The sequence below is a fragment of the Microbacterium aurantiacum genome (assembly GCF_031625015.1).
In the GTDB taxonomy this organism is placed as follows: Bacteria; Actinomycetota; Actinomycetes; order Actinomycetales; family Microbacteriaceae; genus Microbacterium; species Microbacterium aurantiacum.
This window is the reverse complement of record NZ_JAHWXH010000001.1, coordinates 1,899,578-1,919,832: the sequence shown is the minus strand read 5'-3', so window position 1 is coordinate 1,919,832 and position 20,255 is coordinate 1,899,578. Positions and strand designations below refer to the sequence as shown.

Below are 20,255 nucleotides of genomic sequence, written 5' to 3'. Positions count from 1 at the left end.
TGCTGTTAGCGGAAACAATCGGGCGATGAAACTCTGCCAGAGAGGTCACCGCGCCGTCAAGACGTCGGGGCCGAGACGCGCGTCAGGCCCGGAGCGCGAGGGTCTGCGCGGTCTCCTCGAGGACGTCGGCCGCGGCATCCGGGCGCGAGTTGAGCGTGGACCCGTAGCTCGGAATCAGGTTCCGCAGCTCCGGCTCCCACTCGGCGATCCGGTCCGGGAAGCAGGTCTTGAGCAGGCCGAGCATGATCGAGACGGCGGTCGAGGCGCCCGGGGAGGCACCCAGAAGTCCCGCGATCGATCCGTCGGCACCCGTGACGACCTCGGTGCCGAACTGGAGGACACCGATCTTCTTCGGGTCCTTCTTCATCACCTGCGCGCGCTGCCCGGCATCCAGCAGCTCCCAGTCCTCGTCCTTCGCCGAGGGCATGAAGTCGCGGAGGCTGTCGACCTTCTTGCCGTGATCCTTCAGCAGCTCGCTGACGAGGTACTTGATGAGACCGGGGTTGTCCACGGCCACCTTCAGCATCGGGAGGATGTTCCCCGGGCGCACCTGCGTGACGATGTCGAGCATCGAGCCGTTCTTCAGGAACTTCGGGCTGAACGTCGCGAACGGGCCGAAGAGCAGGGAGGCCTGACCATCGACCACGCGGGTGTCCAGGTGGGGCACCGACATCGGCGGCGCACCGACGGATGCCTGCGAGTAGACCTTCGCCTTGTGCTTCGCGACGAGGTCGGGGTTGTCGGTCTTGAGCCACTGACCGCCGATGGGGAAGACGCCGTAGCCGGAGATCTCGGGGATGCCCGACCGCTGGAGGAGCTTGAGCGCCCATCCACCGGCACCGACGAAGACGAAGCGCGCGCGGATCTCGCCCGGGGTGCGCCCGACCGCGCGGCGGTACCCGACACGCCAGGTCCCGTCCTTGAGGCGCTTGAGCTTGCGGACCTCGGTGTTGGTGCGCACGTCGGCGCCGTTCTCGGCGAGCGCCGCGAACAGCTGGCGCGTCAGCGCACCGAAGTCGACATCCGTCCCCGCGGGGACACGGGTCGCGGCGAACGGCTCGCCGACGCGGCGCTGGTGCATCAGCAGCGGCGCCCACTGGTTGATGACGCGGGAATCCTCCGAGTACTCGATCCCGGCGAACAGCGGCTCCTTCTTCAGCACCTCGTAGCGCTTGCGGAGGAAGGCGACGTCCTTCTCCCCGCGGACGAAGGTCATGTGGGGAGTGGCGTTGATGAAGGTGGACGGGGCGTCGAGCACGCCGTCGTCGACGAGCGACGACCAGAACTGACGGCTCTGCTGGAACTGCTCGTTGATCGAGATCGCCTTGGCCGGGTCCATGGATCCGTCGGCGCCCTCGGGCATGTAGTTCAGCTCGCAGAGCGCCGCGTGGCCGGTGCCGGCGTTGTTCCACGCGTTGGAGCTCTCCAGAGCGACGTCGTGCAGACGCTCGAACACCGCGATCTTCCACGTGGGCTGAAGACGCGCCAGCATCGTGCCGAGCGTCGCGCTCATGATCCCGCCGCCGATCAGCAGGACATCGACCGTCCCCGCGGGCAGGGAGCTGTCGTCGGGGTGGGGCAGAGCGTCGGAGGGCGTTTCGGTCACCGTTCGATTCTAGGCGCGCGCGCCGAGCCGCGCCGCGACGACCTCGGCGATCTGCACGGCGTTGAGGGCCGCGCCCTTGCGGAGGTTGTCGTTGGAGATGAACAGCGCCAGGCCCCGCCCCTCGGGAGCAGCCTGGTCGGCCCGGATGCGGCCCACGAAGCTCGGGTCCTTGCCCGCGGCGTGCAGCGGCGTGGGGACGTCGGCCAGGGAGACCCCCGGGGCGTCGGCGAGGATCTCGCGCGCACGCTCGGGGGTGATCTCGCGGGCGAACTCCGCGTTGATCGACAGCGAGTGGCCGGTGAAGACCGGAACGCGCACGCAGGTGCCCGACACGCGCAGCTCGGGACGCTCGAGGATCTTGCGGCTCTCGTTGCGGAGCTTCTTCTCCTCGTCGGTCTCCTCCCACCCGTCGTCGACGATCGACCCGGCGAGCGGGATGACGTCGAACGCGATCGGGGCGACGTACTTCTCCGGCTGGGGGAAATCGACCGCGGAGCCGTCGTGGACCAGGCGCAGCGTGTCACCCTGGGCCAGCACGCCCTCGACCTGGCCGAGGAGCTCCTGCGCCCCGGCGAGACCCGAGCCCGACACCGCCTGGTAGGTGGAGACGACGAGGCGCTCGAGGCCCGCCTCCGCGTCGAGGACCTTCAGCACCGGCATCGCGGCCATGGTGGTGCAGTTCGGGTTGGCGATGATGCCCTTGCGCGCCTCGTCGATCGCGTGGGGGTTGACCTCGCTGACCACCAGGGGGACGTCCGGGTCCATGCGCCAGGCGCTGGAGTTGTCGATGACGACCGCGCCCGCCTCCGCGAACCGCGGCGCGTGCGCCCGGCTGCCGGTGGCCCCGGCGGAGAAGAGGGCGATGTCGATGCCCGCGGGATCCGCGGTGGCGACGTCCTCGATCACGATGGCGTGACCGCGGAAGTCCACGGACGTGCCGGCGGAGCGTGCCGTGGCGAACAGACGCAGCTCACCCAGAGGGAAGTCGCGCTCGACGAGGATCTCGCGCATGACGGTGCCGACCTGGCCGGTGGCGCCGACGACGGCGACGGAGAGTCCTGAGTCTGCGATGCGGGTCATGACGGATACCTCGGGTGTTCTCGGAGCGGAGCCCACAGCCTATCGGCGGCTGCGGGTGGGTGAAGGAGGGAGGGTCAGCGGCCGGAGCCGGCGTACACGGTGGCGTCGACGTCGCCGTCCAGACCGTAGGCGGTGTGCACGACGCGCGCCGCCTCGGCGAGGTCGTCGCCGCGCACGACGACGGAGATGCGGATCTCGGACGTCGAGATCATCTCGATGTTGACGCCCGAGACACTGAGCGCCTCGAAGAGCGTCGCCGACACACCGGAGTGGGTGCGCATGCCGGCGCCGACGACGGAGAGCTTGCCGATCTGGTCGTCGTGCACGAGGCTGTCGAACCCGATCTCGGATCGGACCGCGTCGAGCGCCTTCAGCGCCGCCGCCGAATCCGACTTCGGGAGGGTGAAGGAGATGTCGGTGCGTCCGGTCGCCGCGGCGGAGACGTTCTGGACGATCATGTCGACGTTCGCGCCCGAGCGCGCGACGACCTTGAAGATCTCCGCGGCCTTTCCGGGGACGTCGGGGACCCCGATGACGGTGATCTTGGCCTGACTCAGGTCGGTGGCGACCCCGGCGACGATCGGCTCTTCCATCTTCTCTCCCTCTTCCCCGTCGGGGATGCTCATCCCCGCGCCCAGCACATAGGTTCCGGTGCTGGAGCTGAACGTCGATCGCGCGTGGATGAGCACGCCGTGACGGCGCGCGTACTCCACGGCGCGGATGTAGAGCACCTTCGCGCCGTTCGCGGCGAGCTCCAGCATCTCCTCCGCCGAGACGATCGGCAGCTTCCGTGCCTTCGGCACGACGCGCGGATCCGCGGTGAAGATGCCGTCGACGTCGCTGTAGATCTCGCACACGTCCGCGTCGAGCGCGGCGGCGAGTGCCACCGCGGTGGTGTCCGAGCCGCCACGACCGAGCGTGGTGATGTCGCGGGTGTCGCGGTTGAATCCCTGGAAGCCGGCGACGATGACGACGGCGCCCTCGTCGAGCGCCTCGCGCAGGCGGATCGGTGTGACGTCGACGATCCGTGCGGACCCGTGGTCGGCGGTCGTGATCATGCCGGCCTGCGAGCCGGTGAAGGACCGCGCCTCGAAGCCCATCGAGTGGATCGCCATCGCCAGGAGCGCCATCGAGATGCGCTCGCCACTGGAGAGCAGCATGTCGAGCTCCCGCGGCGCGGGGATCGGCGCGACCTCCGCGGCCAGTTCGAGCAGCTCGTCGGTGGTGTCGCCCATCGCGCTGACCGCCACGACGACGTCGTGACCGGCGCGGCGGGCGTCGACGATGCGCTTGGCGACCCGCTTGATGCTCTCCGCGTCGGCGACGGAGGAACCGCCGTACTTCTGCACGATCAAGGCCACGGTGTAACTCCTGGGAACGCCGCGAAGCGGCACGGGTGCGGGGCGGGCGCAGACGGATGCCGCGCCCGACGGTCCATCTTACGGACCCCGCGGATGCGCGACCCGGCATGTGACGGCGGCCCGCCGGTTCCCGTCCGCGTCCATGACTACGATCGAGGAGGCCCGCCGGGCGTGGTCGGCCTCAGGAAGTGTGGAGGCGATGGAACGACGTCGGCGGAGGGTGCTGCCCTCACTCGGAAACCTCGTGCGGTCGACGGGATCGGCCTCCGATCTCACCGAGACCATCCCGGTCATCGACGACGCGCTCGCAGTGCGGATCCTCGACCTCGCGGTGCGCATCGGCGAGACGATGCTGGTCACCGGGGCCACGGCCAGCGACGTCACCCTCACGATCGTGCGCGTCGGGAGGACGTACGGACTCGATCCGGTGCACGTGGACGTCACCTACAACTCGATCACGGCGGCGTACCACCGCAGCGGCGCCCCCCGCCCCATCACGATCCTGCGGGTCGTGCGCGGCGCCGTCCCTGACCACGAGAAGCTGCAGCGCCTCCAGGCGCTGGTCACCGAGGTGCGGTCGGGGCTCGACCTCGATACCGCCGTCGCGCGGTTCCGAGACATCCGCCGCGCACCGTTCGCCTACCGCCCTCTCATCGTCATCGGCGCCCAGGCACTGCTGGCGGTCGGGGTGGCGGTGATGTTCGGCGTCTCATGGCTCGCCATCGCCCTGGCGTTCTTCGCAGCGGCGCTCGCGGCTCTCACGCAGCACCTCCTCACCAAGGCCAGCGTGCCCTTCTTCTTCAGTCAGATCGCGGGGGCGTTCGTGCTCACCCTCGTGGCAGCGCTGTCCCCGCTGCTCGAGATGACCGGGTGGGATGCGGCCCAGGGCGTGCGTCCGTCGGTGATCGTCGCCTCGGGCGTGGTGCTCATGCTCGCCGGCCTCACCGTGGTGGGCGCGGCTCAGGACGCGATCGACGGCTTCGCACTCACCGCCACCGGTCGGATCCTGGAGCTCACGATCCAGACCCTCGGCGTCGTGGTCGGCATCCTCGCGGGCCTCGAGACCGCCCGCGTACTCGGACTCGGGGTCGACCCGCCCGATGACGTGCTGCCGTTCGGCCCGATCCCCCTGCAGTTCTTCGGGGCGGCACTGATCGCCGTGGCCGTGGCGGTCTACAACGGCGCCGGGGCCCGCATCATCGTCGTCAGCGCCCTCCTGAGCCTCGTGGCCTGGCTCGGCTATCTGGTCGCCTCGTCGACGGGCCTCGACGTCGCCGCGGCGAGCGGGATCGGCGCGTTCGTGGGGAGCTTCGTCGGCATCGTGCTCGCGTACCGCCTCCACGTTCCGTCGGTCGCCATCACCACGGCCGCCATCCTCCCCATGGTCCCGGGAGCGGCGGTCTTCCGGGGCCTGCTCAGCATCGTCGAGTCGGGCGGCTCCGCCGAGCTGCTGCTCCAGGGGTTCAGCACCCTCGCTGTCGCCGCGACCGTCGGCATCAGCCTGGCCGTGGGCGCGTCGCTCGGCATCTACATCGGCCAGCCCGTCCGGGAATCGCTGTCGAGCGTCGCCCGGGCGCGCGCGCACGTGCGTCGGTGGCGGAAGCCGGACTAGACCGAGCGGCGGCCCTCGAAGGCCCGCCCGAGCGTGACCTCGTCGGCGTACTCGAGGTCGCCGCCGACGGGGAGACCGGAGGCCAGCCGGGTCACCCGGATCTCCAGCGTGTGCAGCAGCCGCGACAGATAGGTCGCCGTCGCCTCCCCCTCCAGGTTGGGGTTGGTCGCGAGGATCACTTCCTGCACGGTCCCGTCGGCGAGGCGCTGCATCAGGGGGGCGATGCGCAGATCGTCGGGGCCGATGCCCGCGATCGGGCTGATCGCTCCGCCGAGGACGTGGTACAGCCCGCGGAACTCGCGCGTGCGCTCGATCGCCGCGACGTCCTTGGCGTCCTCGACCACGCAGATGAGGGTCTGATTGCGCCGCGGATCGCGGCAGATCGCGCAGCGCGGCTGCTCCGAGACGTTGCCGCAGATGTCGCAGAAGCGCACGCGTTCGCGTACGTCCACGAGGAGCTGCGCGAGATGGGAGACGTCGAACTGCGGCGTCTGGAGGATGTGGAAGGCAATGCGCTGCGCCGACTTCGGCCCGATCCCGGGAAGCCGGCCGAATTCGTCGATGAGGTCCTGGACGATGCCCTCGTACATGATCAGCTGAACCTCGTCGGCGGCTCGTAGGGCTCTTCGCGCACGAACGTCGCGCCGAGCACCTGGCGGACCACGGCTTCTCCGTACCGCTCTACACCGTCGGAGCGCGGCGCGGCCCGGTGGGTCACGGTCGGGGCGGGCGGAACGACCACCGGGGGCACGTCGACGTCGGCGGGCGCGTCGAGGTCGTCCTCTTCCTCGCGGGCGGTCTCGGCGACCACCGGGTCGGTGTCCGCGGGCACCTCCCCCGCGGGGGCGAGGGTGGCCACGCGGGCCGGAGCGCGGGTCGCAGCGATGTCTTCGGGCTCCTCGTCGACGGGGAACTGCGCCGGCGGGATCGAGGCGCTCGGCCCCGGGTCGGGCGGCGGAGCGTCGTCGTCGGAGGGGATCGGCGCCACCGCCCAATCGGTCACCGGCGCGGCGGATGCCGGTGCGGGCGTCGTGTTCGCCCGGGCCCCTCCCCCGCGCGCCGGGCGGTCCGCATCGCGTCGGGCGTCCGGGCCGCCGGTGGGCGCGGTCGTTCCGTCCGGTCCGTGCTGCGGCGCGTCGGAGACCGCGGCGTCGTGGCGGGCGAGGTACTTCACCCGGACACCGAGGACGGCGAGGATGGCCTGGCGGAGGTCTTCGCTCGGGCCCTTGCCCGCCTGCAGCTGTTTGAACTTCGCCACATCGCCCGCGCTGGTGAACGACAGGCTGAGCACCTCATCCGCGTACGCCAGCACGGTCGCACCCGCGGCGAGCAGCCAGGACGAACGGCTGATCTTCTCGAGACGACCGAGGATGTCGGGCCACGCCGCACGGACGCGCTCCACGGTCACGGGCCCTGCGGGCGGAGCCGGCTCCGGCTCGGGCGCAGGGCCCGTGACCGCGGCGGACGGCGCGACCGCCGGTGCCGACGCGGGCGATGCCGACGGCGACGCGGAGACCGCCTCGACCGCCGGGGGAACGGGGGCGGAGGCGCCCGGCGGGCGCGGGGCCTCGGCCCGCGGTGCGGCGGGCGCGGATGCCGGCACCGCGGCCGCGGTCCCCGCGGGTGCGACGGCCCCGCCGCCGCGGGCGAGGACGCGGGCGACCATGAGCTCGAGCTGCAGGCGCGGCGAGGTGGCACCGGTCATGTCGTCGAGCGTCGCGATCACGAGGTCGGCGACCGCCGAGAGGCGGGCCGTCCCGAAGGACCCCGCCTGCTTCGTCATGCGGGCCAGGTCGTCTTCGGACACTCCGCGCAGCACCGCCGCGGCGCCGTCGCCTGTGGCGGAGACCACGATGAGGTCGCGCAGTCGCTCGAGGAGGTCGTCGACGAAGCGCCGCGGGTCCTGGCCGGTCTGGACGACGCGGTCGATCGCGGCGAACGCCGCGGCGGCGTCCTGCACCGCGAACGCGTCGACCACCTCGTCGAGGAGTTCCGCGTGGGTGTAGCCGAGGAGGGCCACCGCCCGCGCGTAGGCGACATGCTCGGCATCGGACCCCGCGATCAGCTGGTCCAGAAGCGAGAGGGTGTCGCGCGGCGACCCGCCGCCGGCGCGAACGACCAGCGGGAGCACTCCCGGGTCGACCCGCACACCCTCTTGGGTGCAGAGCTCTTCGACGTAGGCGAGCATCGCCGCCGGCGGGACGAGCCGGAACGGGTAATGGTGCGTCCGGGAGCGGATCGTGCCGATGACCTTCTCGGGCTCGGTCGTGGCGAAGATGAACTTCACGTGATCGGGCGGCTCTTCGACCAGCTTCAGCAGCGCGTTGAACCCCTGCGGGGTCACCATGTGCGCCTCGTCGAGGATGAAGATCTTGAACCGGTCGCGGGCGGGTGCGAACACCGCGCGCTCGCGCAGGTCGCGCGCGTCGTCGACACCGTTGTGGGAGGCCGCGTCGATCTCGACGACGTCGAGGGACCCGCCGCCGCCGCGACCGAGCTCCACACAGCTGTCGCATCGGCCGCACGGGGTGTCGGTCGGTCCTTCGGCGCAGTTCAGGCAGCGTGCGAGGATCCGCGCCGACGTGGTCTTGCCGCACCCGCGCGGACCCGAGAAGAGATACGCGTGCCCGACGCGATCGCCGCGCAGCGCGGTCATGAGCGGATCGGTCACCTGGGACTGCCCGATCATCTCGCCGAACGCTTCGGGGCGGTAGCGACGGTAGAGGGCGGTGGTCACCCCCACAGCCTACGGCGTGCCTGCGACATCGCCACCGGGGTCACGTGTCCAGCCCGACGGCGACCTCACCCGCCGCATCGACGACCGGGATGGTGGTGGTCACCGTGGGAACGGACGCCGAGAGGATGCTGCCGTCCTCGCGCCGCGCGTCGGCCAGCTCCTTCAACGACGGCCGCCCCGGGATGACCGGCCCCTGGTCCGCCAGCGGCACCACGACCTCGTCGTTCGGGCCGATGACGTAGCCGACGCCGCGCACGGTGAACCCGAGCGGGTCGCCGTCGCCGGCGCGCAGGCGCAGCGCGTCGCGCGTGACGGTGACCTCCAGCCGCGTCCCGTGCCAGTGCAGGGTGAAGGCGAGTTCAGGCCAATCGGCGGGCAGACGCGGATCGAAGGACAGCTCGCCGAAGTGATCGCGCATGCCGCCGAACCCGGACACGAGAGCCGTCCACACGCCGCCCGCCGAGGCGACGTGCACCCCGTCCGCGGCGTTGTGGTGGAGGTCGGCGAGGTCGACGAAGATCGACTGACGGAAGTACTCCAGCGCGAGGTCCTGATAGCCGACCTCGGCGGCGAGGATCGACTGCACCACCGCCGACAGCGTCGAGTCGCCCGTGGTCAGCGGATCGTAGTACTCGAAGTCGGCGAGCTTGTCCTCGGGCGAGAAGTGGTTGCCCTGGAGGAACAGCGCGAGCACCACGTCGGCCTGCTTGAGGACCTGGTAGCGGTAGATCACGAGCGGGTGGAAGTGCAGCAGGAGCGGTCGCTTCTCGGGTGGGGTGTTCTCCAGATCCCAGATCTCGCGCTCGAGGAACACATGGTCCTGCGGATGGATGCCGAGGGCCGGGCTGAAGGGGATGTGCATGGCCTCGGCCGCGCGTTCCCAGTCGTCCTCCTCCCCCGGTTCGAGCCCGAGACGCTCGACCATCACGCGGTAGACCTCCCCGTCGCGCTCGGCCATCTCGCGCACCGTGCGCGCGGCGAAACGGAGGTTGAAGCGCGCCATGACGTTCGTGAACAGGTTGTCGTTGACGACCGTCGTGTACTCGTCGGGACCGGTGACGCCGTGGATGTGGAAGCTCTCCTCGCCCGTGTCGTCGCGGCGCCAGAAGCCGAGCGTCGTCCACAGCCGCGCGGTCTCCACCGCGATGTCCACGCCCTCGCGGTGCAGGAACTCCTCATCGCCGGTCGCGCGCACGTACTTCGCCAGGGCGAAGCTGACGTCGGCGTTGATGTGGTACTGCGCGGTGCCGGCGGCGTAGTAGGCGGAGGCCTCCTCGCCGTTGATGGTCCGCCACGGGAAGAGGGCTCCCGCCTCGTTCAGCTGGTACGCGCGCTTGCGTGCCGCCGGGAGCATCAGGTAACGCATCCGGAGCGCGTTCCGCGCCCACTGCGGCGTCGTGTACGCCAGGAACGGGAGGACGTAGATCTCGGTGTCCCAGAAGTAGTGCCCCGAGTACCCGGACCCGGTCATCCCCTTGGCGGGCACGCCCTGTCCGTCCGCCCGTGCGGAGGCCTGCGCGAGCTGGAACAGGCACCAGCGCGTGGCCTGCTGCAGGTCGTCGTGACCGCCGATGCGCACGTCGGATCGCTCCCAGAACGCCGCCATCCAGGCGCGCTGCTCGGCGACGATGACGTCGATCCCGACCCGCAGCGCCCGGTCGATGGTGCGGCGCCCCCGGTCGACGAGCTCGCGCGCCGGCACGCCGCGGGAGGTGTGGTACGCCACGAGTTTGGTGACCCGCGTGGGGACTCCGGCCTTCGCGTCGACCCGGAAGACGTTCTTGGCGATGTCCGGTTCGATGAGCCGGCGCGCCTCGACCTCGTTCTCGGTCTCCACGACGTGATCGGCGACGACGGAGATCGACATGCCCGACTCGGTCGCCTCGTACGCCAGCGCGGAGCGGTCGCCGTCCTGCCAGTACTCCTGCGGCTGCAGGACGCGTTCGCTGATGCGCTCAGCCTTCCGCGGATCGAACCCGGCCTTCTTCGGCGCCGACGGAGTGCCTCCGTACACGTCCTCGCCGTCCTGACGGTTGATGAGCTGGCTGCTGACGGTCACCGGCGCATCGGCGTTGAGGACGGTGACCTCCACGCTCATGAGGGCGAGGTGCTTCTCGTCGAACGAGATGAGACGTTCGAAATCGATCAGGACGTCCTTGCCGGAGGGCGTCATCCACCGGATGCGACGCGTCAGGATGCCGGTGCGCATGTCGAGGACGCGCTCGTACTCACGCACGTCGGCCACATCCAGCGAGAGCGGCTCGTCGTCGACGTACACCCGCAGCACCTTGGCGTCGGGGGCGTTGATGATCGTCTGGCCGACCTCGGCGAAGCCGTACGCCTGCTCGGCGTGACGGATGGGGAAGGTCTCGTGAAACCCGTTGATGAACGTCCCGTGCTCCTGCGCGAAGCGTCCCTCGGGGTGGTTGCCCCGCATGCCGAGGTAGCCGTTGCCGAGAGCGAAGAGGGTCTCGGTGACTCCGACGTCATCGAGGCGGAAGGAGGTCTCGACCAGCCGCCACGGGTCGACGGGGAAACGATCGCGGTCGATCATGCGACGAACTCCTCGAGGTCGGTCACCACGACGTGCGCACCGGTCGCGCGCAGGTCGTCCGCGCCCACCCCGCGGTCCACACCCACCACGAGCGCGAACCCGCCGGCGGCGGCCGAGCGGACGCCGCTGATGGCATCCTCCACGGCGACGCTCCGCGCGGGATCGACGCCCAGCATCCGGGCGGCCACGACGAAGACGTCCGGTGCGGGCTTGGACGCCAGGTGGTCGCGCTCGGCGATGACGCCGTCCATCACCACCTCGAACCGATCGCGGATGCCGGCCGCAGCCAGCACCTCCTCGGCATTCTTCGAGCTGGAGACCACGGCCACCGGCATCCGCTTCTCGACGAGTCGATCCAGAAGACGGAGGGACCCGGGGTAGGGCGCGATGCCGTCGGCGCGCAACACGCGCTCGAACACGGCGTTCTTGCGGTTGCCGATGCCGCAGACGGTGTCGCTGCTCGGCGGGTCTGACGGGTCACCCCACGGCACTTCGATGTCGCGCGAGCGGAGGAGCGCGGCGACGCCGTCGTAGCGCTTCTTGCCGTCGAGGTGGTCGAAGTAGTCCCGCTCGGTGTAGGCGGGGGTGATGTCCCACGCCGCGAAGAGCTCTTCGAACATCGTCTGCCAGGCGTGCATGTGCACCTCGGCGGTGGGGGTCAGCACGCCGTCCAGGTCGAACAGGACGGCATCGTAGGAGAACAGATCGGGCAGGTCGTGGGGGGGCACGGCGACACCTTCGGGCGAGGGGACGGGACAACAGCGAGCGGCGCCTCATCAGGCCGACGATTCAGCGTAATGCCCACGCTGTCGGGGCGACAGCGGGAGTTCTCAGGCGCGCGCGACCGACAGGGTCTGGCGGGCGATCTCGAGCTCCTCGTCGGTGGGGACGACGAGGACGGCAACCCGTGAGGCATCCGTGGAGATACGACGGATGCCGCGCGCGGGTGCGGTGTTGCGCTCCGGGTCGATCTCGACGCCCGCGAAGCCGAGCGTCTCGAGTGCCCGCGCCCGCACGAGCGGCGCGTTCTCGCCGACGCCGGCGGTGAAGGAGATCACGTCGGCGCCGCCCAGCTGGGCGAGGTACGCCCCGGCGTAGGCGCGGAGGCGGTGGACGTACACCTCGAAGGCGAGGATCGCCGCCTCGTCACCCCGCTCCATGGCGTCCTTGATGTCGCGCTGGTCGGATGCGCCGGCGAGGCCCAGCATGCCGCTGCGCTTGTTCAGGAGGTCGTCCAGGTCGTCCACCGACATCCCCTCGCGCCGGGCGAGCTGGAACAGCACCGCCGGGTCGAGATCGCCCGAGCGCGTGCCCATCACGAGACCCTCGAGGGGGGTGAAGCCCATCGAGGTCTCCACGGAGCGTCCCCCGTCGATCGCGGTCACCGAAGCGCCGTTGCCGAGGTGGAAGACGATCTGGCGGAGGTCTGCGAGGGGCCGACCGAGGTAGCGCGCGGCCTCCTCCGAGACGAACTTGTGCGAGGTCCCGTGGAATCCGTACCGACGGATGCGGTGCTTCGCGGCGAGGTCCCGGTCGATGGCGTAGGTGTAGGCCGCCGGGGACAGCGTCTGGTGGAACGCGGTGTCGAACACGGCCACGTGCGGAACGTCGACGAAGGCGCTCTGAGCGGCGACGATGCCCGCGAGGTTGGCCGGGTTGTGCAACGGCGCGAGCACCGCGAGATCCTCGATGTCGGCGCGGACCTGCGCGGTGACGAGGGTGGGCGCGAAGAAGCGCGCGCCGCCGTGGACGACGCGGTGGCCCACCGCGACCGGCGGGTTCTCGGCCAGTGACGGGCCGTCCGCGGCGAACGCGTCGAGCATCACCTGGAAGCCCGCGGTGTGATCGGGGATCGGCAGCTCACGGGTGGAGGTGGCGCTCCGCATCGTCGTGGCGGGGCCGTCGGTGCGCGCGGCGTAGACGGTGTGCCGCGCCTGGCCGACGTCGGCGCCGATGCGTTCGACCAGTCCCGCGGCGAGCACGCGCTCGGCATCCGCATCCAGGAGCTGGTACTTGAACGACGACGAACCGCTGTTGACGACGAGGACCACGCTCATCGTGCTTCTCCCTGTTCGGTGTCGGCGTCCTGGGCCTGGGCCTGGATCGCGGTGATGGCGATGGTGTTGACGATGTCCTCGACCAGCGCTCCCCGCGAGAGGTCGTTGATCGGCTTGTTGAGCCCCTGCAGGACCGGGCCGATCGCCACCGCCCCCGCCGAGCGCTGCACCGCCTTGTAGGTGTTGTTGCCGGTGTTGAGGTCGGGGAAGACGAACACCGTCGCCCGTCCCGCGACCTGCGAGCCGGGCATCTTCGCCGCGGCGACGGCCGCATCGGCCGCCGCGTCGTATTGGATCGGACCTTCGACCAGGAGCTCGGGCGCACGCTCGCGCACCAGCGCGGTCGCCTCGCGGACCTTCTCCACGTCGGCTCCGGACCCGGACTCCCCCGTCGAGTAGGAGAGCATCGCCACCCGCGGCTCGATGCCGAACTGCGCCGCGGTCGCGGCGGAGGACACCGCGATGTCGGCGAGCTGCGGGGCCGTCGGGTCGGGGATGACCGCGCAGTCGCCGTAGACGAGGACGCGGTCGGCGAGCGCCATGAGGAAGACGCTGGAGACCACCGAGACCCCCGGCTTGGTCTTGATGATCTCGAAGGCCGGCCGGATCGTGTGTGCGGTCGTGTGGGCGGCCCCCGACACCATGCCGTCCGCGAGCCCGGTGTGCACCATCATCGTGCCGAAGTAGGACACGTCCGTGACCGTGTCGGCGGCCTGTGCGGCGGTGACGCCCTTGTGGGCGCGCAGGCGCGCGTACTCCTCGGCGAAGCGGCTGACGTGTACCGCGTCGAACGGCGAGAGCACCTCGGCGTCCTGGATGTCGATGCCGAGCTCGATGGCCCGCGCGCGCACCTCGAAGGGCTCGCCGAGGATCACCAGGTCGGCGATGCCGCGCTTGAGCACCGTCGCGGCGGCGCGCAGCACCCGGTCGTCGTCTCCCTCGGGGAGGACGATGCGCTTGCGCGACGCGCGGGCGCGGTCGATCAGCTGGAACTCGAACATGAGGGGCGTCACGACGGTCGCCCGCGCCATGCCGAAGGCGCGCAGCAGCTCCTCCGTGTCCACGCTCGTCTCGAACAGCGACAGCGCCGTGTCGTAGCGCCGCTGGGAGTCGGCGGCGAGGCGCCCGCGCGTGTTCATGACGCGCACGGCCGTGTCGTAGGTGCCGAGCTCGGTCGAGATGATCGGGACGTTCGAGCCGAGGCCGTCGATGAGACGGCGGACGGGCTCGGGCAGATCGAACCCGCCGTTGAGGACGATGCCCGAGATCGACGGGAAGGTGCCGGAGGCGTTCGCCAGGAGCGCGGCCAACAGCACCTCCGACCGGTCGGCGGGGATCACCACCACCGCACCCTCGAGGAGGCGCGGCAGCACGTTGACCATCGACATCGCCGCCACGACGACTCCGAGGGCCTCGCGGGTGAGCAGCTCCGGATCCCCCGCGATCAGCTCGCCGTCGACGGCGCGCAGGATGCCGCGCATCGACGGCGCGACGAGGAAGCGGTCCTCGGGGATCGCCCAGACCGGCACGTTCGCGGCATCCAGGCTCCGTTCGGACGTGAGCGAGCGGCGGACGGCGGCGATGACCTCGTCCCGTTCGTCCTCCTCGACGCGGTTGGCGATCACCGCGAACAGCTGCGCGCGGCCGTGGACGAGCTCGGCGAGGGCGAGATCGGCGATCTGCCCCATCTCCGCCGGCGTGCGCGGGAGCGTCGCGCCGAGCTGCTCGGCCTGCCCCTGCGCCGCCCGTCCGCCGAGGACGAGGAGGACGGGAGCGCCGAGGTTCGCGGCGATCCGGGCGTTGTACGCCAGCTCCGCGGGGCTGCCGACGTCGGTGTAGTCGCTGCCGACGATGACGACGGCGTCGCACTGGGCCTCCACGGCCTTGTACCGCTCCACTATCGTCGAGAGCGCGGCATCCGGGTCCTCGCGCACGTCGTCGTAGGTCACCCCGACGCACTCCTCGTACGGGAGGTCGACCCCGTCGTGATCGAGCAGCATCTCCAGCACGTAGTCGCGCTCGCGAGTCGATCGCGCGATCGCGCGGAAGACCCCGACACGGGAGGTCGCGCGGCTCAGGGCGTCGAGGACGCCGAGGGCGACCGTGGACTTGCCGGAATGACCTTCTGCGGACGTGATGTAGATGCTCTGCGCCACGTCCTCCAGCCTATGCGGCGGACGGGGAGCGGTTCCTGAGAAGGCCGGGAAAAGTAAGACTCTCCGCGAACCCGGCAGAGCCTGGTTACCCTTGCTACGTTTCCGTCCTGGGGGAGTTGGCCTGGATGCCGCCTCGCGGAGAGCTTCGGACAGTCTACCCCGCTCACGCCGTCGCGCCGAACGCGCGTCGAAGCCCGGCAGTCGATGCAGGCATCTCCCAGGCCCCGCACCGTGATCCGGTTGTTACCATCGAGGAGTGGGTGAGGACGCCCGCGTCCGCCCGATCCGCCGCCCGAACGGCGCGCTAGGAGGCCCTCCGTGACCGACATCGCCCCCGCTCCCACGCGGCGCCGCGGAGAGGGTCCCACCGACTTCGCCGCCCTCACCTCCGCCGTCCTGGCCTCCATCGGCTCGGTCATCGACGGCAAGCCCGAAGCGATCCGCAGCGCCCTGGTGTGCCTCCTCGCCGAGGGGCACCTCCTGATCGAAGACGTCCCCGGCGTCGGCAAGACGATGCTCGCCCGGGCGCTCGGCGCCTCCGTGGACGCGAGCGTCCGACGCATCCAGTTCACCCCCGATCTCCTCCCCGGCGACGTCACCGGTGTGAGCGTGTTCAATCCGGTCGAGCGGGAGTTCGAGTTCAAGTCGGGCGCGATCTTCGCCAACATCGTCATCGCCGACGAGATCAACCGCTCCTCGCCCAAGACGCAGTCGGCTCTCCTCGAGGCCATGGAGGAGCAGCAGGTGACCGTCGACGGACGCACCCACCGCCTCCCCTCCCCCTTCCTCGTCGTCGCGACGCAGAACCCCCTCGAGATGGAAGGCACCTACGCCCTTCCCGAGGCCCAGCGCGACCGGTTCATGATGCGCATCTCGATGGGATATCCGGATGCCCGAGCGGAGGCGCTCATGCTCCGCCAGCGCGAGACGACCAATCCGCTCGATGCCCTGAGTCCGGTGGTGACCTCCCGACAGGTGGAGGACCTCATCGCCGCGGCCCGCGCCGTGCACGTCGCCCCGGCGCTCGAGGACTACGCCGTCGCCCTGGCGCAGGCCACGCGCACCCACGGCGATCTGCGCCTGGGCGCGAGCCCGCGGGCGACCCTCCAGCTCGTCCGCGCCGCGAAGGTGTGGGCGGCCCTCGACGGGCGCGACTTCGTGATCCCGGACGACATCACCGCGCTCCTCGGTCCCGTCTTCGCCCACCGGCTCCTCCCCACCCGAGCGGCGGGAGGGGCACGCGGCACGGGCGCCGCCGATGCGGTGGCGGCCATCCTCGACCGGATCGCGGCGAGCGTGCGCGTGCCGATCGCCGCCCGCGTCTGATGACGCTTCCCGCGGCATCCGTCCCGGCCCGCGCACGCGGCGCGTGGCCGTTGACCGTCCGCGGAACCGGCGCGGTCGTCCTCGCCGGCGTCTCCGTCGTGCTCGCGCACGAGTCGGGCATCGTCGAACTGCTCTACTTCGGAATCCTCCTCGCCGCGATGCCGGCGCTGGGCTTCTTCTCCCTCCTCCTCGTGCGACGCACCGAGCCCGCGCGGCGGGTCATCGACCCCGAGACCGTCACCGTCGGGCGTCCGAGCCGCGTGCGCGTGCGCGTGGGGCTGCGGAGCGTCCTGCCCGTCCCGCCCGGAACGTGGCGAGACGACCTCGGCGACGGGCTCGACGGGACGGCGGCCGGCATCCTCCCCGCGTTCGCGTCGGGCCTGCGGGGCGGCACACCGGACGAGCGGGCGATCGACTTCGTCTACACCGTCACGGGGAGCCGGCGTGGCGTCCACGAGCTCGGACCGCTCGCGGTGACCCTGACCGATCCGTTCGGACTCGTCCGGCGACGGGTGCGCTTCCCCTCACGCACCGCCGTCACCGTCGCGCCCGCGATCGTGGACCTCACCGGCCTCACCGACGCCCCGGGCGAGTCCGGCGGCACCCTGCACGCCACCACCGATCGTCTCGGCCAGGGGGCGGACAACCTCGTCGCGCGGCCCTACGCGCCGGGCGACTCGATGCGGCGCATCCACTGGCGCGCGACCGCCCACCGCGATCAGCTCATGGTGCGTCAGGAGGAGAGCGAGTCGACGCCGGAAGCCTCGGTGGTCCTCGACCGCGGTGCGCTGCGGTGGAGCGTCGAGGCGCAGGACCTCTCCGGAGAGGATGCCGCGTTCGACGCCGCGGTGTCGGCCTGCATCTCGGCCACCGCGCGCCTGGTGCGCGACGGGTACGCCGTCGAGGTCGTCGACGAGGAGGGCGGCATCCTCGCCGAGCGGATCGAGAGCGGCGACACCGCCGAGGTGGAGGAGCTGCGCACGCGCCTCGCCCTGATCACCGCGCACCGCGACACCGGGCTCGCCGCACTGACCCGGCAGTTCGCGAACGCCTCGACGGGGCCGGTGGTGGTCGTCACGGGGCGCTTCGACACCGGCGACGCCGCCGCGCTCGCGCCGCTCGCCCCGCACAGCGCTCTGCCCCTGTTGCTGTGCACCGATCCCCTGGGCGACGCGGTCGAGCACGCGGCATTCGCCGGCTGGCGTGTCGGTGTCCTCGGGCGGGACGGCGACGTCGCCGCGGCCTGGGCGGACGCCGCGCGGAGAGGGGCGCGGCATGTCGCGCGCTGAGACGGCGTCGGAGGCGCGGAGCGAACGGGTCGCGGAGAGACGGGGGCGACGCCCGGGCCTGATCACGCTGGGCCTCGCCGCGCTCGGCACGCTCATCGCGGCGCTCATCCCCGTTCTCCGCGTCGTGGAGATGGGGGCGTGGTTCCTCGGCGCCGCGACGCTCGCCACCGGCATCCTCGGCGCGGGTGTCCTCGTGCGTCGCACCGGGATCGCCCCCGCGTGGGCCAGCCTCGTCGGGGCGGTGGTGTGGGTGCTGTTCCTGACGGGTGTCTTCCTCGGCGACACCGCACTGCTGTGGGTGATCCCGACGCCCGCGACCGTCGATGCGGCCGCGCTCGTCATCCCCGCGGCGATGGACGAGATCGTCCGCGGCTCCGCGCCGCTGAACGCCACATTCGCCCTCTCGTTCGTGATCGTCGGCGCGATGGGGCTGCTCGCCCTCATCACCGATCACGTCGTGCTGACCGCACGGATGCCGCTCCTCGCCTCGATCGGGATCGTCGCGGTCTCGCTCATCCCGGCCATCGCCGTCCCGGGCCGCATCGACGTCACGGCGTTCGTCGTGCTCGCCGCGATGATCCTGTTCCTCCTCCGGGCCGAGACCCGCGCCCGCGAGCTGCCCCTCGTCCGCGCCTCCGAGCGGCGTGCGGGGGTCCCCGCCACCGCGCTCGGCATCGCCGCGATCGGGCTCGTCGTCGCCGTGGCGGTGACCCCGCTCCTCCCCCAGCCGAGGGCGGCCGTCGCCACCGGGAGCGGGTTCGGGCCCGGCATCGACGCGACCCTCGCCCTGGGGGACGACCTCCGCCGACCTGCCGACGTCGAGGTCCTGCAGGTGCGCAGCGACGCCTCGATCCCGCCCTACCTCCGCGCCACGACGCTCTCCACCTTCGAAGGCGACGAATGGGAGCCGGACCGTGTGCGGACCGTTCCGCTGGAGGAGGAGGGGGCGCTCGGCGCGGTGTCCGTGGCCGAGGACATCACGCTCGCCTCCACGGCGACCACCGTGGACGTCGTGAACCTGAACTCGATCTGGCTGCCGGTGCCCTGGCCCGCGGTCGGCGTCGACGGCCTCGACGGCGACTGGGGTGCCGCGCCCGCGAACCGCACCGTCATCGCGCAGTCCGGAGGGTCGCAGGGGCAGGAGTACACGGTGCGCGCCGACGTGCCGCGCCCCACCCTCGAGCAGGTGCGGGCACTCCCCTCGGCCGGCACGGAGGACGACGACCTCCGCGCCCTGCCCGCCGACATCCCGGAGATCATCACGACGCTCGCGCAGGAGGTCACCGCCGAGGCCGCCACCGACTACGACCGCCTCATCGCTTTGCAGCGCTGGTTCCGCAGCGGCGACTTCGCGTACTCCCTCGATGCGCCCGTGGAGGAGGGATTCGACGGCAGCGGGGCCGAGGCGGTCGCGGAGTTCCTCGAGCAGCGCGAGGGCTACTGCGTGCACTTCGCCTCGGCATTCGCCCTCATGGCGCGGACGATGGACATGCCGAGCCGCATCGTCATCGGCTACCTCCCGGGCACGGCGAACGGCGACGTCATCGACGCGCAGACGGTGTACTCCGTCACGAGCAACCAGCTGCACGCATGGCCCGAGGTCCACTTCGAGGGGATCGGCTGGATCCCCTTCGAGCCGACCGCGAGCCTCGGCGTCCCCACGGGCTTCTCCTCGGGTACCGGCATCCCCGGATCCGTCACGGAGAACCAGGCCGAGACCGACCCGCAGGCCCCCGAGGCGACGCCGGGCGCCCCGGTCGACGTCGACGACCCGGCCGAGTCCGACGCGCTCTCTCCCGGCACCGTCGGCGGAGCGGACGGGCAGAATCCGCTTCCCACGATCGGCGCCGTCCTGCTGGTGCTCGGCATCCTCGTCCTTCCGGCGCTCGTGCACCGCATGCGGCTCGACCGTCAGCGCGCCCGCGCCGAGGGCGGAGACGTGTCGGCCGCCTGGGCGATGGTGCAGGATGCCGCGATCGACGTCGGCATCGGCATCCCGCCGAGTGAGAGTCCGCGGGCGTTCGCCACGCGTCTGAGCGATCGGCACGGCGCACCGGGGGGAGCCGCGGCGACGCTCGCCACCGAGATGGAGGGGGCCAGCTACGCACCGCCCGGGTCGCTCGATCCCGGATCGGGAGAGGTGGCCCTGGCGGCGGCGGAGGACGTCCGGCGTGCGGTGCGGGCGGCGGCCTCACCGGCGCGGCGGGTGCTCGCCGCGCTCGTGCCGCGCTCGCTCGTGGTGCGCCCGGGAAGCGCCTACGCCACCGCGCGGTCGAAGGACCCCCTCGCGGCACGGTAGGATGGACGACGGCCCTCCGGGGCCCTGGAGGATTCGCCTAGTGGCCTATGGCGCACGCTTGGAAAGCGTGTTGGGTGCAAGCCCTCAGGGGTTCGAATCCCCTATCCTCCGCCATTTTCCTCGCATCGCCCGCGCCCGCTCGCACCACTCAGTGCGCGCTGCGCGGGCCGAACTCCTC

General features: G+C 71.4%; 13 protein-coding genes, 1 tRNA gene and 1 other RNA gene. 5 read left to right on the top strand and 10 right to left on the bottom strand.

Annotation, left to right across the window (positions count from 1 at the left end; genetic code table 11):
- Positions 1 to 82 precede the first annotated feature (82 nt).
- The 3 genes from KZC50_RS09010 to KZC50_RS09000 form a co-directional block, all read right to left on the bottom strand.
- On the bottom strand, positions 83 to 1,558 hold the full coding sequence (locus KZC50_RS09010) for a malate:quinone oxidoreductase (RefSeq protein ID WP_301134573.1): 1,476 nt from the start codon (positions 1,556 to 1,558) through the stop codon (positions 83 to 85).
- A 57-nt stretch (positions 1,559 to 1,615) separates the two neighbouring features.
- Positions 1,616 to 2,686: an aspartate-semialdehyde dehydrogenase gene (locus KZC50_RS09005; protein WP_053547863.1), complete on the bottom strand. Its 1,071-nt coding sequence runs from the start codon at positions 2,684 to 2,686 to the stop codon at positions 1,616 to 1,618.
- Positions 2,687 to 2,760: 74 nt separating this feature from the next.
- Positions 2,761 to 4,047: an aspartate kinase gene (locus KZC50_RS09000; protein ID WP_236967588.1), complete on the bottom strand. Its 1,287-nt coding sequence runs from the start codon at positions 4,045 to 4,047 to the stop codon at positions 2,761 to 2,763.
- A 199-nt stretch (positions 4,048 to 4,246) separates the two neighbouring features.
- On the opposite strand from KZC50_RS09000, the gene KZC50_RS08995 reads away from it, so the two are divergent.
- The gene (locus tag KZC50_RS08995) at positions 4,247 to 5,659 is read left to right on the top strand and encodes a threonine/serine exporter family protein (protein ID WP_310891423.1); all 1,413 of its coding nucleotides are present in this window, start codon (positions 4,247 to 4,249) and stop codon (positions 5,657 to 5,659) included.
- Here KZC50_RS08995 and recR read toward each other — a convergent pair.
- The 7 genes from recR to ffs form a co-directional block, all read right to left on the bottom strand.
- Complete coding sequence (gene recR / locus KZC50_RS08990) at positions 5,656 to 6,249, bottom strand: recombination mediator RecR (RefSeq protein ID WP_053547861.1); 594 nt, start codon at positions 6,247 to 6,249, stop codon at positions 5,656 to 5,658. The two genes, KZC50_RS08995 and recR, sit on opposite strands and share 4 nt — an antisense overlap.
- A 2-nt stretch (positions 6,250 to 6,251) precedes the next feature.
- Positions 6,252 to 8,396: a DNA polymerase III subunit gamma and tau gene (locus KZC50_RS08985; RefSeq protein ID WP_310891422.1), complete on the bottom strand. Its 2,145-nt coding sequence runs from the start codon at positions 8,394 to 8,396 to the stop codon at positions 6,252 to 6,254.
- 40 nt (positions 8,397 to 8,436) lie between these two features.
- A complete protein-coding gene (locus KZC50_RS08980) occupies positions 8,437 to 10,950 on the bottom strand; it encodes a glycoside hydrolase family 65 protein (RefSeq protein WP_310891421.1) in 2,514 nt (837 codons plus the stop codon).
- Positions 10,947 to 11,678, bottom strand: a complete 732-nt coding sequence (locus tag KZC50_RS08975; RefSeq protein ID WP_310891420.1) for an HAD family hydrolase — start codon at positions 11,676 to 11,678, stop codon at positions 10,947 to 10,949. Before KZC50_RS08975 ends, KZC50_RS08980 begins: the two co-directional genes overlap by 4 nt.
- A 102-nt stretch (positions 11,679 to 11,780) precedes the next feature.
- Entirely contained in the window at positions 11,781 to 13,007 is a 1,227-nt protein-coding gene (locus KZC50_RS08970; RefSeq protein WP_310891419.1) for an acetate/propionate family kinase, read from the bottom strand.
- A complete protein-coding gene (gene pta / locus KZC50_RS08965; protein ID WP_236967584.1) occupies positions 13,004 to 15,163 on the bottom strand; it encodes a phosphate acetyltransferase in 2,160 nt (719 codons plus the stop codon). The genes KZC50_RS08970 and pta overlap by 4 nt, the downstream gene beginning before the upstream one ends.
- 51 nt (positions 15,164 to 15,214) lie before the next feature.
- An RNA gene (gene ffs, locus KZC50_RS08960) (signal recognition particle sRNA small type) lies at positions 15,215 to 15,311 on the bottom strand.
- A 179-nt stretch (positions 15,312 to 15,490) separates the two neighbouring features.
- Here ffs and KZC50_RS08955 point away from each other — a divergent pair.
- The 4 genes from KZC50_RS08955 (at position 15,491) to KZC50_RS08940 (ending at position 20,191) form a co-directional block, all read left to right on the top strand.
- The gene (locus KZC50_RS08955) at positions 15,491 to 16,489 is read left to right on the top strand and encodes an AAA family ATPase (protein WP_375294592.1); all 999 of its coding nucleotides are present in this window, start codon (positions 15,491 to 15,493) and stop codon (positions 16,487 to 16,489) included.
- A complete protein-coding gene (locus KZC50_RS08950) occupies positions 16,489 to 17,778 on the top strand; it encodes a DUF58 domain-containing protein (protein WP_310891418.1) in 1,290 nt (429 codons plus the stop codon). The genes KZC50_RS08955 and KZC50_RS08950 overlap by 1 nt, the downstream gene beginning before the upstream one ends.
- Positions 17,765 to 20,077, top strand: a complete 2,313-nt coding sequence (locus KZC50_RS08945; protein ID WP_310891417.1) for a transglutaminase TgpA family protein — start codon at positions 17,765 to 17,767, stop codon at positions 20,075 to 20,077. The genes KZC50_RS08950 and KZC50_RS08945 overlap by 14 nt, the downstream gene beginning before the upstream one ends.
- A 26-nt stretch (positions 20,078 to 20,103) precedes the next feature.
- Positions 20,104 to 20,191, top strand: a tRNA-Ser gene (locus tag KZC50_RS08940).
- Positions 20,192 to 20,255 lie beyond the last annotated feature (64 nt).